General features: G+C 41.7%; 12 protein-coding genes. 7 read left to right on the forward strand and 5 right to left on the reverse strand.

Annotated elements, in window-relative coordinates:
• Positions 1 to 12 precede the first annotated feature (12 nt).
• Positions 13 to 603 (forward strand): hypothetical protein, encoded by a 591-nt coding sequence (locus G586_RS22235; RefSeq protein WP_051204658.1) that lies wholly within the window; start codon positions 13 to 15, stop codon positions 601 to 603.
• A 39-nt stretch (positions 604 to 642) separates the two neighbouring features.
• A complete protein-coding gene (locus G586_RS0108495) occupies positions 643 to 2,394 on the forward strand; it encodes a carbon starvation CstA family protein (RefSeq protein ID WP_026527420.1) in 1,752 nt (583 codons plus the stop codon).
• A 135-nt stretch (positions 2,395 to 2,529) separates the two neighbouring features.
• Here G586_RS0108495 and G586_RS0108500 read toward each other — a convergent pair whose 3' ends face one another.
• Positions 2,530 to 3,474, reverse strand: coding sequence for a type I phosphomannose isomerase catalytic subunit (locus G586_RS0108500; protein ID WP_026527421.1), 945 nt, complete (start codon positions 3,472 to 3,474; stop codon positions 2,530 to 2,532).
• 174 nt (positions 3,475 to 3,648) lie between these two features.
• On the opposite strand from G586_RS0108500, the gene G586_RS22240 reads away from it, so the two are divergent.
• Complete coding sequence (locus tag G586_RS22240) at positions 3,649 to 4,473, forward strand: alpha/beta hydrolase (RefSeq protein WP_051204659.1); 825 nt, start codon at positions 3,649 to 3,651, stop codon at positions 4,471 to 4,473.
• 15 nt (positions 4,474 to 4,488) lie between these two features.
• Here the strand turns inward: G586_RS22240 and G586_RS0108510 are convergent, their stop codons facing one another.
• Positions 4,489 to 5,142 carry a phosphatase PAP2 family protein gene (locus G586_RS0108510; protein WP_026527422.1) on the reverse strand — a complete coding sequence of 218 codons (654 nt, stop codon included), beginning with the start codon at positions 5,140 to 5,142 and terminating at the stop codon, positions 4,489 to 4,491.
• A 49-nt stretch (positions 5,143 to 5,191) separates the two neighbouring features.
• Complete coding sequence (locus G586_RS0108515; protein ID WP_026527423.1) at positions 5,192 to 6,472, reverse strand: FIST signal transduction protein; 1,281 nt, start codon at positions 6,470 to 6,472, stop codon at positions 5,192 to 5,194.
• A 234-nt stretch (positions 6,473 to 6,706) separates the two neighbouring features.
• On the opposite strand from G586_RS0108515, the gene G586_RS0108520 reads away from it, so the two are divergent.
• Positions 6,707 to 9,154 carry a ribonucleoside triphosphate reductase gene (locus G586_RS0108520; protein WP_026527424.1) on the forward strand — a complete coding sequence of 816 codons (2,448 nt, stop codon included), beginning with the start codon at positions 6,707 to 6,709 and terminating at the stop codon, positions 9,152 to 9,154.
• Positions 9,155 to 9,309: 155 nt separating this feature from the next.
• Positions 9,310 to 9,822, forward strand: a complete 513-nt coding sequence (locus G586_RS0108525; protein WP_026527425.1) for a helix-turn-helix domain-containing protein — start codon at positions 9,310 to 9,312, stop codon at positions 9,820 to 9,822.
• A gap of 75 nt (positions 9,823 to 9,897) precedes the next feature.
• Here G586_RS0108525 and G586_RS0108530 read toward each other — a convergent pair whose 3' ends face one another.
• A complete protein-coding gene (locus tag G586_RS0108530; RefSeq protein WP_026527426.1) occupies positions 9,898 to 11,574 on the reverse strand; it encodes a M3 family oligoendopeptidase in 1,677 nt (558 codons plus the stop codon).
• 271 nt (positions 11,575 to 11,845) lie between these two features.
• Between G586_RS0108530 and G586_RS0108535 the strand changes: the two genes are divergently transcribed.
• Positions 11,846 to 13,141 (forward strand): ABC transporter substrate-binding protein, encoded by a 1,296-nt coding sequence (locus tag G586_RS0108535; RefSeq protein ID WP_035772833.1) that lies wholly within the window; start codon positions 11,846 to 11,848, stop codon positions 13,139 to 13,141.
• 12 nt (positions 13,142 to 13,153) lie between these two features.
• Positions 13,154 to 14,941 (forward strand): methyl-accepting chemotaxis protein, encoded by a 1,788-nt coding sequence (locus tag G586_RS0108540; protein ID WP_026527428.1) that lies wholly within the window; start codon positions 13,154 to 13,156, stop codon positions 14,939 to 14,941.
• Between the two features lie 90 nt (positions 14,942 to 15,031).
• Here the strand turns inward: G586_RS0108540 and G586_RS0108545 are convergent, their stop codons facing one another.
• The gene (locus G586_RS0108545; protein ID WP_026527429.1) at positions 15,032 to 15,898 is read right to left on the reverse strand and encodes a methylenetetrahydrofolate reductase; all 867 of its coding nucleotides are present in this window, start codon (positions 15,896 to 15,898) and stop codon (positions 15,032 to 15,034) included.
• Positions 15,899 to 16,179: the final 281 nt, after the last annotated feature.

The raw sequence follows: 16,179 nt of genomic DNA on the forward strand, positions 1-16,179 counted from the left end.
AGGGGACATTTTATGACATTTGGGGATGTCTATCTGAAAGAGCTTCTTCGAAGATATGAAGCAAGCTTCGATATCACAAACAATTTCACATTAGGTAACACCACATATCCTGCATATGCGCGGTTTTGCTCACTCAGCGAGAAATACGTCCTGAAAAAAGAGGCAAAGCTTTGGGCTATCAAAGCCTTTGAACATGTTCTTTTTATCAGAGAAGACGAGTTCACAAATGAGAAGCTTGAAAACATCATGTCAGTCATCAGGGATCACGCCGAGCCGGAATTCGTCAGAATGGGCCAGAAGTACCCTGAAAAGGATCACATGTGCACTTACCTTACTTTTGTGGTTTTGGCGTCTAAAACGCCCGATAAAGCACTAAAAAAGGCTATCAAAAAGTTCCACTTCGACAGAGGTTATCTTTTCAATTTCAGAGGACACAGTGAAGCGAGACTCGCTGTGGTTTCTTTGGAGGATGGCGATGTAACTACCAATTATTCTGGCAGAGAGTTAAAGGACCTGTTAATTGATGTCTATAACAAAACAGGTGCTTTCTCGGAAAATTTTACAGAGGCTGCAACTGACGAGGTCTATGAATCCGTCAGTTGATATATACCCTAAGGGGGATTTCTAAGGAGGAGAAAGAATATGAATGCAGCAGTATTACTTATTGTAAGTATTGCAATCCTCGCTGCCGGATATGTTTTCTACGGTGGCTGGCTTGCAAAAGAATGGGGAATTGACCCGAGTCGCAAGACTCCGGCGCACGAGCTTGAGGACGGTATGGATTACGTTCCTGCTAAAACACCGGTAGTTATGGGTCATCACTTTTCATCAATCGCAGGAGCAGGCCCTATAAACGGACCTATTCAGGCGGCAGTTTTCGGATGGGTTCCGGTTCTGCTTTGGGTACTCATCGGTGGTATTTTCTTTGGAGGTGTCCATGATTTTGGCGCACTTTTTGCTTCCCTTCGCCATAAGGGTCAGTCAATCGGCGAAATCATTGATGATTCCATGGGAAGAACAGCAAAGAAGCTGTTCCTTACATTTGGTTACCTTACACTATTACTCGTAGTAGCAGCTTTCAGCTCAATCGTTGCTAGTACCTTCGGCACAACAACCGCAGCAGGAGCAGCTGTTGAAGGCGCAACTCTCGCTGCTAACGAGTCTACAGCTATGATTTCAATCCTTTTCATAGCACTTGCTATGGTTTTTGGATACTTTGTATACAGAAAGAACGCACCTGTTGGTATTGCATCTGTAGCTGGATGTCTTGGTATCGCAGCTATCGTAGCTATCGGCCTTAACTTCCATCCTATCTCACTTACCTACAACACATGGATGTGGGTAGTTGGAGCTTATATCCTTGTTGCTTCAGTAACTCCCGTTTGGATTCTGTTGCAGCCCAGAGATTACCTCAGCTCCTTCCTTCTCTACTTCATGATCGCAGCAGGTGTTATCGCTGTAGTAGGTGCAGTAGTAACAGGACATGGTCAGTTCGCAGTTCCCGCTATGGGAGATGCATCACTTAAGGGAACAGGCGTATTCACAACAGGAACAGCTTTCCCTGCACTTTTTGTAACAATCGCATGCGGCGCTATTTCCGGATTCCACTCACTGGTTTCATCCGGTACATCAGCTAAGCAGCTCGACAACGAGAAAAACGCTAAGCCCGTTGCTTACGGCTCAATGCTCATTGAGTGTACCGTTGCTGTTATCTCACTTTGCGCAATCGGTTTTGTATGGTCCGCTGCTTCAGATGGAACCTATGCAAGCCCCACTCAGGTATTTGCAGGCGGTCTTTCAGCAATGATCGGAAGCTTTGCTCCCGGCATGAAGGACATCATGTACCAGATGCTTATCCTTGCTGTATCAATTTTCTGCCTTACATCACTTGATACAGCTACAAGACTTGCAAGATACATGTTCCAGGAGTTCTTCCTTGAGCAGGGCCAGACTTCAAACGAAGCTACAGGCTACAAGAAGGTTCTTGCAAATCCTTACGTAGCAACTGTTATCACAGTTGTTCTCGGTGTAGCTCTTGGTATGACAGGATATACAAAGATTTGGCCTCTCTTCGGTGCAGCTAACCAGCTTCTTGCTGCTGTAGGACTTCTTGCAGTTTGCACATGGCTCGGTTCTGTAGGAAAGAACAACAAGATGTTCTATGTACCCATGGTATTCATGCTTGCAGTAACTATCTGCTCACTTATCCAGACAATTACAGCAAAGCTCACAGCATTCAGTTCAGGTGCTGCTGACATCTGGGCACTTATCCAGGCAGGAATCGCCGTATTCCTCGTTGCTCTGTCACTTGTACTCGCAGGAATCGCTGCGAAGGTACTTGTTGCTCAGCACAATAACAAGAAAAACGCTAACAAGAAAGAGAATGCTGCTTAATAAATCAGCATCAGGACTTGAATAAAGGCATAAGAAAACCTCCCACCGTTTTATACGCGTGGGAGGTTTTTTAAATATATCTGATGTCAAATGCGGCATGTTTAAAAGTATTGTCCTTTTAATAGCCTATGCTATTTATTCCTCATAGGTAATAAGCGCCTCGCACTTACCTGTGATCTCATAGTCACCGCTACCTGCAGGAAGGAAGAAGCTATCACCCTTTTTATATTCAAGCTCATCACTTCCGTTCACAATCCTGCCCTGTCCATCAAGAATGAGTATATGTAAAAATGTCTCATCCGAAACAGTTCCTGTAATTTTATCCGTGATTTTACCTGAAAGAGTCACACGATCAACCGCAAAGTACTTGCATGATCCGATATGTCCGTCCACAGGGTCAACTCTCTTTGCAGGTGCAAGGGTTGTTACTTCAAGCGCCTTATCAACATGGAGTTCTCTGAGATTGCCGTTCTTATCGCGGCGTCCATAGTCGTATACACGATATGTGACATTGGAGTTCTGCTGAATCTCAGCAAGCAGGATACCGGCTCCTATTGCGTGTATAGTGCCTGACTCAATAAATACAACATCACCCTTTTTTACATGATAAGGATTCAGCACCTCAGTAAGCGTCTGGTCCTCTATTCTTCTTGCAAATTCTTCCTTTGAAATCTCACGTTTAAAACCGTAATACAAAAATGCATCCTCTTCGGCATCGATTATGTACCACATCTCGGTTTTTCCGTACTGATTTTCATATTTCCTTGCATATTCATCGGAAGGATGAACCTGAAGAGAAAGATCCTTCTTGGCATCGATAAACTTGATAAGCACGGGAAAATCCTCAAATTTCCCGCATTTTGATCCAAGTACTCCTTTTCCCTTTTCACTTATATAATCAGTAATAGTCTTACCTGCAAAGTCCCCGTTCTCGATGACCGATTCACTTCCCGGGTAGCATGAAAGCTCCCAGCTCTCGGCGGTAACGTCACCTGCAGGTGTCTTACCAAAATCCGTGACAAGCTTATTTCCACCCCAAAGATAATCCTTTGTTGCTGCTTTTAGCTTTAAAATTGCCATTATTAACCTCTCTTTGATATTGCTGTTTAGATTGGTCTTTAATTATAATCACAGCGCATGAAATTATGCAACTATAACATTTTAATGCAATTATTGTGTTATACTGATATTTATGATAATATCCTCACGAAATCCAAGTAAATGGTTTTCTGATTATATAAATAAAGGCGTAAGATGTTAGAAAAAATTAAGAAAATTCTTAAATGGATCATAATATTTATTCTGATAGCCGTAGTAGGTCTCTTCGTTGCGTTCAAATTCTATACTCATAACTACTATAGAACTGATATTAGCATTACTGATAACATAAAAGAGCTTCTTAGCAATGAGGTTCACTCCTACTCAGATAAAAACGGTATGGTTTTCATTCCTCAAAAAGAGGAAATAAAGGCTGTTATTGTATTTTATCCCGGTGGAAAAGTAGAATACACCTCCTACAACGGGCTCATGTATGAGCTGGGTGCAAGGGGTTATCTGTGTCTTGTACCCAAAATGCCCGATAATCTGGCACTTTTAAATACAAGTGCCGTAAATTCACTGACTTCCGGTTATGAGTCTTTCTTTGAAGAAAGGGGTAATATGGACTGGTATCTTGCAGGTCACTCTCTTGGAGGCGTGGCTGCAGGACTGCATATCAGCAGCAATCCGATACCTTTCAATTTTAAAAACGACCAATCAGACGATAACGAGGCAACCTCAGGTTACAAAGGACTTATTCTATGCGCATCCTACCCCACCACGGATCTGTCAGACAGCGATATCCGTCTGCTCTCAATCTATGGCTCATGCGATAAGGTGCTCGACCTTGAGAAATATGAGGACAGTAAAAAGTTCTGGCCAAAGGACTCCGAAGAGCGCATCATCAAAGGTGGAAACCATTCATATTTTGGCAGTTACGGCATCCAGAACGGCGATGGCGTACCCGAAATATCCAATTATGCGCAAATAACCCAGACTGCAAATATCATTGCAGCCTGGATTGAAGAAGATCAGCAATAATTTAATAGTTATGCGTTACTCCTCTATTTCGGGAGCCGCAATTCCTCTGAAAAGAGCAAGTAGCGCTATACTGATAAATACTCCGCCTAAAATGTCGGTAAACCAGTGTACACCACAAATAAGTCTGCCGATAACCGTGATTATCATGATCACAATGCAAAGTATTTTCAAAAGCTTTGCCATATTCTCATTTCTTACGTATTTTCCCAACACCATGACTGCGCTTCCCATAACCACGCAGATAAGCATTGTATGCGATGAAGGGAAGGACGCTTCAAGCTCATCCTGAAACAGATACTCAGGTCTGTAATTTATTACCACCTTTTCAAAAAGTGCATACAGGGCAAGTACAACAACATAAAGACCGCCAAGCTTGATTATGAGAGGATCTACCTTAAAAAGGCTCTTTCTCTTGATTAACTGAAGGAGGCCTACAAAAGCAAATACCGCACATACCAGAAGTGCCAGAATTCCAAATAATTCCGTAATTGAATACCACATGATATTCATACCAAAAATCCTGTGAACTGCAGTATTTATGCCATACAGACCGATAGGAGTACCTGTTAACTCCCATTCAGATACATCACAACTCTTAACAAGCACTATCAATAATAGTGTTAAGAGCGCAAAAACAGCTGAAACAACAAAACTTTTCTTAGCTTTCATACCTAATTATATCTCCCATTAATTATTTGAATACATCCAGTTACCAGCTCTATTTATCCTGATCCCCAGACAGGCGTTCCGCCTCGATAACATTTATGAAGTTAGCAAGCCTTCTGACCATAGAAAGCTGTCCGTGCATCTTCTGCTCTTCGGGAACCTCTATCTCCTTATCCCCGATACCTGTCGGCTGAGACATTGCCTGCGCCCCTTCACGCATACCTATAGCAATCAGCGTCACATGATGCTCAATGATGTAATTGCCCATTCGCATTATCTCGCCACTGGAGTAAAATCCGCTGACCGGCGCGATCAGACTGAAGGGCCCGGTCTCTTTATTGATAAGATATTTCCAGTAAAGCCTTCTGACACCGCATGAATACAGAAAAACTGCCTGCGGAGCAAAGCTTCTTACATTCCATACAACATCCTCAACATCCGATTTGATCACATCAGGATCTCCGTAGGAAAGATTAACCTTGGATCCCTGCTTGATATCAGCCGCAAGCATAAAAGAATTGTCTTCAGTATTGCATGAAAATGGCATACGAAGTACTTCATATCCATGCTGATTCGACATGATCGGGAACTCCAAAATATTGGCGAAAAAGTTCTCATCTGCCTGTATATCAAGATATTTGCTGTAGATGTTCCCTGCCGGTAAATTATCGAGCTCGTAAAGCCTTTTATCCTCAATCCTTGTTACTGTCAGATCTCTTCCAAGGGGCTTCCAACCGGTTGCATGGTGAACATCTATGTGGAAATCCTCACCGGAATATGTAACGAGGACTACGCCCTTGTGACTTATCCCGTCATCACCGATAACCATTGTCTCCGAATCTGCGATATGCTTAGCGGCGCTTCCACCACCAAAGATAACAACATCATTTCTGCATTTTTCAGCCCTTTCAAGAATCTTCGAGCTGTTAAGAGATTTTAGTGTTATTAAAAGCTCAGCAGCCTTGATATCCTCAGAAGCATCGATGATTGTGCAAATCCTTGTGCCTATTTCATCTTCCATGTCAGGTCCGCATTTAAGAAGCGTAACCTTCGTTTCCGTACTCTCAAATACTGAAACAGCCATAACAAGACCACTCTCAGCCAGATGTCCATCGCAAATATCACCGTTAGAGCTTGTTCCGGCTATATGCGCATCAGGATACATTTCCCTGATCTCCTGCTGAATCTCACGAATCTCATCCTCTTTGAATTCGATTGTGTATAGGTGGAATAAGATAGACTTGAAAGAATTTCTCTGAGTGTAAGCATATATCTCTGAAAGGGCCTTGCTTACATCTGATATCCCCGTAAATTCATAATTAAATTGTTTCAATAGTATTAACCTCTGCCATTGGAAATTATTTTCACCCCCTATTATATGACAAAAAATAATTATTCAAAATAGCCTTTTTTCAAAACACCTGTAATGCTGTAATTTTCGCCCTAAACAAGCCAAAAACACAATATATAGTGTTGTACATTAATAACCTGTCTATATATTGACCACCTAGTATATCTGTGGTAACTTATAGTTATGGGTGTTCAAAGTACTAATGGGGGTGTTCTTATGTATGATGTTGTAAAACGTGACGGAAGTGTGGCAAGTTTTGACATTTCTAAAATTTCTTCGGCTATAATTAAGGCTTTTGTGGCTCTTGAAAAGCCCTATCACACCAGTGTGATAGATCTCGTAGCCCTACGTGTTGCATCAGACTTCGAAAGCAAAATTACCAATAATAAAATAACAGTTGAACAGATTCAGGACAGCGTAGAGAAGGTGCTTTCAGAGTCCGGTTACTCTGATGTTGCAAAGACCTATATTCTTTACAGAAAACAGCGTGAAAAGGTCCGCAACATAAATTCTGCCCTTTTAAACTACAAGGACCTGGTAAATGACTACCTTAAAATCAATGACTGGCGTGTTAAGGAAAACTCCACCGTTACATATTCAATAGGTGGCCTCATTCTTTCAAATTCGGGCGCTATAACGGCTAATTACTGGCTCTCTGAGGTTTATGACGAAGAGATCGCAAAAGCCCACAGAAGCGCCGCTATTCATATCCACGACCTCGCTATGCTTTCAGGCTATTGCGCAGGATGGAGTCTTAAGCAGCTCATTCAGGAAGGACTTGGCGGTATTCCCGGCAAGATCACATCCGCGCCTGCTAATCACCTCTCCACACTCTGCAACCAGATGGTTAATTTCCTCGGGATCATGCAGAATGAATGGGCAGGTGCTCAGGCATTTTCTTCCTTTGATACATATCTTGCACCTTTTGTTAAGATTGATAACCTCTCCTATGAGGAAGTCAAGCAGTGCATTCAGTCCTTCGTATATGGTGTAAATACACCTAGCAGATGGGGCACACAGGCGCCCTTCTCCAACATAACTCTTGACTGGACTGTTCCCGCTGATCTTAGGAATCTTAGTGCTATAGTAGGCGGAAAAGAGGTGGATTTCACCTATGGCGATTGCCAGCGTGAAATGGATATGGTCAACAAGGCATTTATTGAGATAATGATCGAGGGCGATGCCAACGGACGTGGCTTCCAGTATCCTATTCCCACATATTCGATAACAAGTGATTTTGACTGGAGTGAGACTGAAAATAACAAGCTTCTCTTTGAAATGACAGCAAAGTACGGCACACCGTATTTTTCAAACTATATTAATTCTGACATGGAACCCAGTGATGTTCGTTCCATGTGCTGCAGATTACGACTGGATCTGCGCGAACTGAGAAAGAAATCAGGCGGATTCTTCGGATCAGGCGAATCAACCGGTTCTATCGGCGTTGTAACCATTAACATGCCCAGAATCGCATATCTTGCCAAGGACGAAAATGACTTCTACAGTCAATTAGATCGTCTTATGGACATCGCTGCCCGCAGTCTTAATACAAAGCGTCAGGTAATCAGTAAGCTTCTGGATCAGGGACTCTACCCTTACACCAAGAGATATTTGGGATCCTTTAGTAACCATTTTTCAACAATTGGCCTTATAGGTATGAATGAAGTCGGCCTTAATGCCAAGTGGCTCAGAGCTGACATGACTAGCGAAAAGGTTCAAGAGTTTACCAAAGAGGTACTTACTCATATGAGAGACCGCCTCTCCGACTATCAGGAGAAATATGGAGATCTTTATAACCTTGAGGCAACTCCTGCTGAATCAACAACCTATCGCTTTGCAAAGCACGATAAGGAACTCTATCCCGATATCATAACCGCAAATATGGACGAGACTCCTTATTACACCAATTCATCGCACCTGCCTGTTGGCTACACAGAGGATATTTTCTCAGCTCTCGATATTCAGGATGAGCTTCAGACTCTGTATACCTCAGGAACAGTATTCCATGCATTCCTCGGTGAGAAGCTTCCCGACTGGAAGGCAGCCGCTAATCTGGTGCGTAAAATTGCCCAGAATTACAGACTCCCTTACTATACAATGTCTCCTACCTACTCCGTATGTAAGGAGCATGGATATCTTTCCGGAGAGCAGACTGTATGTCCAATCTGCGGAAAGAAGACCGAAGTTTACAGCCGTATTACAGGCTATTATCGACCTGTTGCCAACTGGAACGACGGCAAGGCTCAGGAATACAAGGACAGAAAAGTATATGATATCGCTCACTCAACCTTGAAGCATGAAAAGATAAATACTCCTGTTTCCTGCGAAGAAAACATACGTGCTCAGGATTCTCCTGCAACCGCTAAAACAGCTGCAGAGCTGGAAAATAACTTGATTGATATAAAAACAACCGATACTAAATCAGTACTTTTATTTAAGACAAAGACCTGCCCAAATTGTAAAATAGCAAGCTCTCTACTGGATAAAGCAGGAGTAAAATACGAACTGCTTGATGCCGGCGAGAATGCTGAACTTGTTAAGGAACTTGGCATAATGCAGGCACCGACTCTTGCTATCCCTGAGGATGATGGTTACAGACTTTATCCCGGTGTTTCCGATATTAAGGGATGGCTAAACGATATAAAACAAAATACAGCGGTATAATCTATATACCTCCTTCAGAACGAAGAGCCGCATGTCGGCTCTTTGTTTTTTTGTTAAAAAGTGCATTTTGAGGGCCATTTTTCCATATAACATTAGACAAGTTCTGCATTCTCGGTTATTATTGTATGAAAGAGTTTTTATGGAGGAAGCAAAAAATGGGGAAAAAATCCATCAAGGAAAACAAGAATATATACTTTGAGAGCCGCGAAGAGGCAGGTCTTACAAGAGCACAGGCCAGTGAACGTATAGGCTTTATAAGTGAGAGCCGTCTTGAGAAGATCGAGACCGAGAAGACAGCAATTCAGCCTGAAGATGTTGTAGCAATGGCTGAAGCTTACAAAAAGCCTGAGCTTTGCAACTTTTACTGCACACATGAGTGTAGGATAGGTCAGGATTCCGTTCCTGTTGCAAAAGAATCCACTTTGTCCGAAATAGTTCTTGCTATGCTCTCTTCTCTTAATTCACTTGATGAGCAGAGGAACAGACTTATCGATATCACAGCTGATGGCATCATATCCGATGATGAACTGCCTGATTTTGTAAACATACAGAAGCAGTTGTCTCAGATTGATCAGACAGTTGAGTCTCTGAAAATTTGGATGGCTAATACCGTGGCTAATGGTCAGATCAACAAAGAGAAGCTGGATGCGCTTTTAGCTAAGAAATAATGGATAATTCCACCTTTAAGGGTATAAAAATAGCATGTGTTGAATAACACATGCTATTTTAATTTTAAATCATTATTAAATTTGAGCCTTATCCTGCATGTTTACTGCAAGTTCAGCGATTGTACCATCTCTGAAGGGACTCTTAAGTCCTACCTCATCAAGCATATCCTCATAGAACTTACTTGCTGATATCTTACAAAGCTCAAGATAGTGGTTCCATGCATCCTTGTAATCCTTATCCATCCATACCTTGAATTGCATTGCTATTACACTTGCAAGTACATAATCAATGTAATAGAAAGGTGACCAGAAAATATGCCCCTGCTTCTGCCAGAAGCCCCCCTCTGCGAAGAACGGATCTCCATCAAAATCGAGCCAGGGTCTGTAAGTCTTTTCAAGATCCTTCCATACCTGTTTTCTCTCAGCAGGTGTCATTTCAGGTTTCTCATACACGATGTGCTGATATTCATCAACCATACATCCATAAGGAATGAAAGTAATTGAATCTCTAAGGTGCATCTTGAAGTAATCATCTGCTCTATCGCCAAAGAACTTATCCATCCAGCCATATGTGAAATATTCCATGGACATTGAATGGATCTCTGCAGTCTCCATGGTAATGTCATTATGCTCGATAATCTCTTCATTTCTTGTAACATAGCCCTGGAATGCATGTCCGCACTCGTGAGTAACTACATCTACATCGCCTGCTGTTCCATTAAAATTCGCGAAAATGAACGGCACTTTGTACTTCGGAAGGAAGTTCATATATCCTCCCTGCTTCTTATTCTTTCTGCCAAGAACATCAAAGAGCTCATTTTCAATCATGACATCGATAAACTCTGCTGTCTCGGGTGACAGGGCTCTGTACATCTCCTGTCCGGCCTTCATGATTTCCTCGGGAGTTCCTATCGGTGCAGGGTTTCCATTCTTAAAGTAGACCTCATTATCAAAGTACTTAAGCTCATCGAGGCCTAAGTCCTCTCGTCGAGCCTCCTGAATCTTGCAAACAAGCGGAACAAACGACTCCTTAACCTGCTTTCTGAAATTCTCAACCTGAGGTCTTCTGTATGAATTTCTCATCATACGATTGTAGCCAAGCTCGATATAGTTCTCATAACCAAGCTCTTTTGCCTGTTGTGTCCTGTTTTTAACCAGTTTATCGTAGATATCGTCAATTTCATCGGTAACTGACATAAAGTAGTCTGAAAGAGCCTTCCATGCAGCTTTTCTATCATCTCTGTCGTTACCTGTAAGGAACTTTCTAAGGAGTGAAATATTGTACTCTTCTCCCTTGAAAGGAATCCTTGCAGAAGCAATTATCTTGTCATACTTATTGATAAGTGCGTTCTCTTCCTGCATAAGAGGGAGGATTTTCTCATCAATTGAAGCAAAATCCAGCTCCATATTCTTGAATGCTACCTTGCCGATTTTCTCTTCAAGGTAATCTCTATAAGGAGAGTTGTAGATCACTTTCTTATAATCATTCTTATACTGGGAAATCACAGGCCCTATCTCATCAATATACTCCTGCTCTTTCGCGTAAAATGGCTCTTTTGTGTCTACATCATGACGAAAACTTCCAATGATCATCATTGTCTGTACTTCACCTATAAAATCATAGTAGCTTTTATGGAGCTCAAACTGCTCTTCTCCGCTCTTAGCATTTTTACTGTCAGTGATCAACTTTTCAAAAAAAGCCTTCACTTCATCCATATCCACATGCTTATATGGCATTTCTGAAAATTTCATGTAGTTTTCCTCTACTTTCTACTAAAATACTGCTCTTCGATTATATTCTTACAAATGATTTTTGACAAGAAATTTTTAATTGAGTGCAATTTGATATTTTGATGTATTGATGTAATGAAGTGATGTTATAGTGATGTTTTTTATAAAATTTAGTTAATAAATTGCATAATATTTAATAAACTTTTCATTATTACCCCCAGTAAACACCTTTATAATGTTAATAACAGGATTAATTTGTTCATATCTAATCAGACAGAAAGGATGATTATCTATGGCTATCAAAAAGTTTATTTCCGTAATAACAGCCCTTTCGATGATAATTTTAGCTGCAGGTTGCGGTAAAACCGCTGAGGAAACATCAGAGGCTGTTGATCCGGGTTCATTAACTGTCTTAAATACAAAAAGTGAGGTCGCAAGCCAGATTGAAGCACTCGCCAAGCAATATACAAACGAAACCGGAATTCCTGTGACTATTGTGAATGTACCCGCAGGTGTCGATGCGCAGGCCACTCTTAAGGGCTATTATCTTTCAGACCAGATGCCTGATATCATCGCATGTGAAGCCTCCGGATTTGGCAACTGGGATGGTCTTCTCGTAGATCTTAGCGATCAGGCATGGGTAAATCGCACTGATGCTGAATATACCGACAGTACCTATGGTGTTTTGGGCTTCCCCTATACAACAGAGGCCATAGGTCTTGCCTACAACGCAAATATCCTGTTGGCATGCGGAATAGATCCCTCTTCGATAACAAATCCCGAAGCCCTTCAAAGCGCCTTCGAAACTATCGATTCAAAGAAATCGGAGCTAGGGCTTACTGCCGTTATCGGTTATTGCGCTGAGCCAAATGATGTAGGCTGGTCAGCCGGAAACCACATTTTCGGTACTTACATTGATTCAGGCCTCTCGAGAACCGATACCACCTATATAGACCTTCTAAATGACGGCGGAAAGCTGGATGATGAGCGCTTCTCGGCTTTTGCTGATATGATCGGTCTATTCAATCAGTATTCAGACCCCGCTGTCCTGACTGAAAGCGTCTATAACGATCAGGTTGCTAATTTCGCCGCCGGTAAATATGCTTTTGTCACACAGGGTTCCTGGATCGGCGCAACCATGACAGGTGATTCTGCAGCAGATTACGCAGCTGCCGGCAATTTTGAAGTAGGAATGCTACCCTACTGTTTTATGTCAGGACAGGACACTATCCTTACCAGTGCACCTTCCTGGTGGGCAATACCAAAAGAAGCCAATGTAGAAACTGCCAAGGCCTTCCTTGAATGGTGTTCAGAGGACTCGGGCCAGAAGATATTAGTCGAAGATGCAGGCTTTATCAGCCCTTTTACAGACTGCAAATATGTGGCCTCGGATCCTTTTGCAAAGGTTATTTCAAGCTATATTTCATCAGGAAAGACATCCAGCTGGCACTGGATGGACATGCCTGCAGGCCTGGGGCAGAATGGCCTTTCATTTGCATTTTATAAATTTGCAACCGGAGAGCTGGATAAAGAAGGCTTCATTAACGAAGTCAAATCCATCACTTCCGAATGGTATTCAAAGCTGTAAGGAGGTGTAAAAATGTCAAATAACACGCGTAATGATAATTTAAATGTGACTAATATAAGCGTTAAGAAGAAAGATTCAATCCTGTTTCAACTTATGCTTCTTAATTTGCTTATGCTGATTTCCTTTATCATTGTAATGAATCTGGTCATGAGTTCCATGAAGCGTTCAACCAATACCAGTATTGATATGTTTGGTTCAATGATGACGCTTACAGAGCATGAAGCATCCCTTAAAAATGATGTCATGTCTCTATACGATCAGACTACCGGTTATATCGCAGCAGATGCCGCTGAGACGAAGGAAGCACTCCTTCCTCAGATAAATGCCGTAAGGTCCACCATTAAGGCCGATATACAGGCTTTAAATGATGATTTCGCATCTGTTAATGACGAAGAGGCAACAGCACAATTACAGGAGATATCTGAACAGTATCAGAGATTATCAAATCTGATAGATTCTGCCATAGCAAAGTGCGATGCAGAAGACCAGGAAACAGCTTACAATATCCTTTTTGATAAGGCCGAAATTCAAAAGATTGCTATTTTCCACTCAACTAAAGCCTTAGACAATGCCATTACTGCCCAGTCAAATGCAACCACAGACACAATGAATGCACTCCTGGCTTCCGGCCGAATAATTGCACTGCTCGGCATGGCTGCTACACTTGTACTGATCATAATAAACTTCTTCATTAGCTATAAAAACATCGTTAGGAAGATTCGCTCCATAAGCGATGAGGTCAACACAATTATCACCAATATTGAGAACGGGAACGGTGATCTCACCTCCAGAATACAGACAAAAACGAAGTCAGAACTTTTATTCATAACAACCGGTATCAATCATTTTATCGAGACTTTGCAAGGAATCATGCGAGATGTAAGAAATGGTTCACAGGTTCTTACTTCCTCAGCGGAAGAGGTTGCTTCTCAGCTTCAGATAGCTGATGATAACGTCACAAATTCTTCTGCAGCACTTGAGCAACTATCAGCAAATATGGAGACACTTGCTGATACCGTAGCCTCAATCAATAATAAAGTAGCCGATGTTGAGGATGCCACAAAAGCCATAACCGACGAAGCTGCAAACGGTACAGCTACCGCCTCAGCTATAAAGGATGAAGCTAATATTCTCAAATCCCGTGTTACAACCAAGAAAAACGAGGCCGGGCAAAAAATGTCAGTGCTCTCCGAAACTCTTTCAAAATCCGTTAAGGATTCTGAGAAGGTAGGTCAGATAAGCGAACTCACCAATACAATCCTTGATATTGCTTCGCAGACCAATCTTCTCGCTCTAAATGCTTCAATTGAGGCAGCCAGAGCCGGCGAGGCAGGAAAAGGCTTCTCTGTAGTAGCAACCGAGATCAACGCACTTGCCGATAACAGTCGTCAGACTGCTGCAAATATCCAGGTTATAAGTAACGAGGTTACAGATGCAGTAAATGACCTCGCTAAAAACGCTCAGGATGCCCTGGATTTCATTAATGGCACCGTTCTTAATGATTATGACGAGTTTGTTGAAACAGGGGCCAAATACGAGCATACAGCTGATATTATGGATGATATGCTAACCTCATTTACACACAAGGCTGATAATCTGAATGAGATCATGACAGAAATGGCTGAATCCATACAAATGATCACCGCTTCAATAAAAGAAAGCTCCACGGCAATAAGCCTGTCAGCCGAGAGTTCTACTGAAATCGTTGGTGGTATTAAAAAGATATCGCTTGCTATAAATCAGAACAACGATGTTACTGAACAACTGAATGAAACGACAGAAAAGTTCAAATCTCTCTGATAGTTATGTCTATGATTAATTATTTAGAGGCAGTGAATATTATACACATTCACCGCCTCTTTATTGAATAAATAACATACGCTACATTATTTATCTTACTGCATCTATGAGGATTTTAGCCAAATCAGGCTTATTCATGATATAGAAGTGAATTCCATCCACTCCTCTCTTCTTTAGCTCCATAGCCTGTTTTATCGCATAATCAATGCCATATTTTCGCATTTCATCGGGATTGTCGCCATATTTTGAAATAATTGATGACAACTCCTCCGGAACAGTGGTTCCTGAAAGCGTAACTGTAGTTCCTAATTGTTTTGCACTCGTAATTGGCATTATTCCGGCCGATACGGGGGCTTTTACACCTAAGTCATGTAATTTATCGACCAGACGATAAAAGTAGTCATTTTCGAAGAATAATTGCGAAATAAGGACATCACAACCCTTTTCAACCTTTATCTTTGTATTATTAACATCATCCTCTTCACTTTTTGCTTCAGGATGCATGTGGGGATAGCAGGCACCAAGAAGGGTAAAATCCATACCTTTTCCCTTAATAAACTCTGCCATATCGCTTGCATGAAGAAAATCTCTTGTAGCAAACTGCTCATCAGTCATAAGTCTGGGCCTGTCACCTCTTAAAACAAGGATATTCTCTATGCCGATCTCCTTGAATCTGTTAAGACCTTCCTCCAATTTTTCCTTACTGAATCCGACGCTTGTAATATGAGAAACAACCTCTAATCCGGCCTTATTTTTGGCATAATCAGCGATTTCAACTGCCTTTCCGGCATTTGATCCGCCAGCTCCATAGGTAACGCTGACAAAATCAGGCTTTATCTCTGAAAGCTGCTCCAATTTTGTATATATATTACTGAATTCATCTTCTTTTTTAGGCGGATAAATTTCGCAAGATAATACGGTTTTACCTTTGTTATAAAGATCTTTTATACTTCCCACTTTTTCCTCCTCCGTTTTTTAAAGTGTATTGTACCATACTAACCATAAGAAAAAGCAAGTCTAATCTTCCTAACAATGCTATAACAAATGTCTAATATAATTCTTTTACGAAAATCCAAATACCTATTTACGTGAAAACTGCCGGGGGGCAGCCCGGCAGCTTTCTATATGGTTATCAAGCTTGCGATCCATCCTTTGATCACCGCAACGGTCCCTAAAAAAGGGCATAAAAAACCTGTTTCCATGTCGTTTCCCTTCCATGGAAACAGGTTGCTTTCCGT

The sequence above is a fragment of the Butyrivibrio sp. VCD2006 genome (genome assembly GCF_000423925.1).
Taxonomy (GTDB): Bacteria; Bacillota; Clostridia; order Lachnospirales; family Lachnospiraceae; genus Butyrivibrio.

What these genes read in the sequence shown, in the direction of transcription:
- G586_RS22235 (WP_051204658.1), top strand. Translation starts at nt 13, where the DNA reads ATGACATTTGGGGATGTCTATCTGAAAGAGCTTCTTCGAAGATATGAA.
- G586_RS0108495 (WP_026527420.1), top strand. Translation starts at nt 643, where the DNA reads ATGAATGCAGCAGTATTACTTATTGTAAGTATTGCAATCCTCGCTGCC.
- G586_RS0108500 (WP_026527421.1), bottom strand. Translation starts at nt 3,474, where the DNA reads ATGGCAATTTTAAAGCTAAAAGCAGCAACAAAGGATTATCTTTGGGGT.
- G586_RS22240 (WP_051204659.1), top strand. Translation starts at nt 3,649, where the DNA reads ATGTTAGAAAAAATTAAGAAAATTCTTAAATGGATCATAATATTTATT.
- G586_RS0108510 (WP_026527422.1), bottom strand. Translation starts at nt 5,142, where the DNA reads ATGAAAGCTAAGAAAAGTTTTGTTGTTTCAGCTGTTTTTGCGCTCTTA.
- G586_RS0108520 (WP_026527424.1), top strand. Translation starts at nt 6,707, where the DNA reads ATGTATGATGTTGTAAAACGTGACGGAAGTGTGGCAAGTTTTGACATT.
- G586_RS0108525 (WP_026527425.1), top strand. Translation starts at nt 9,310, where the DNA reads ATGGGGAAAAAATCCATCAAGGAAAACAAGAATATATACTTTGAGAGC.
- G586_RS0108530 (WP_026527426.1), bottom strand. Translation starts at nt 11,574, where the DNA reads ATGAAATTTTCAGAAATGCCATATAAGCATGTGGATATGGATGAAGTG.
- G586_RS0108535 (WP_035772833.1), top strand. Translation starts at nt 11,846, where the DNA reads ATGGCTATCAAAAAGTTTATTTCCGTAATAACAGCCCTTTCGATGATA.
- G586_RS0108540 (WP_026527428.1), top strand. Translation starts at nt 13,154, where the DNA reads ATGTCAAATAACACGCGTAATGATAATTTAAATGTGACTAATATAAGC.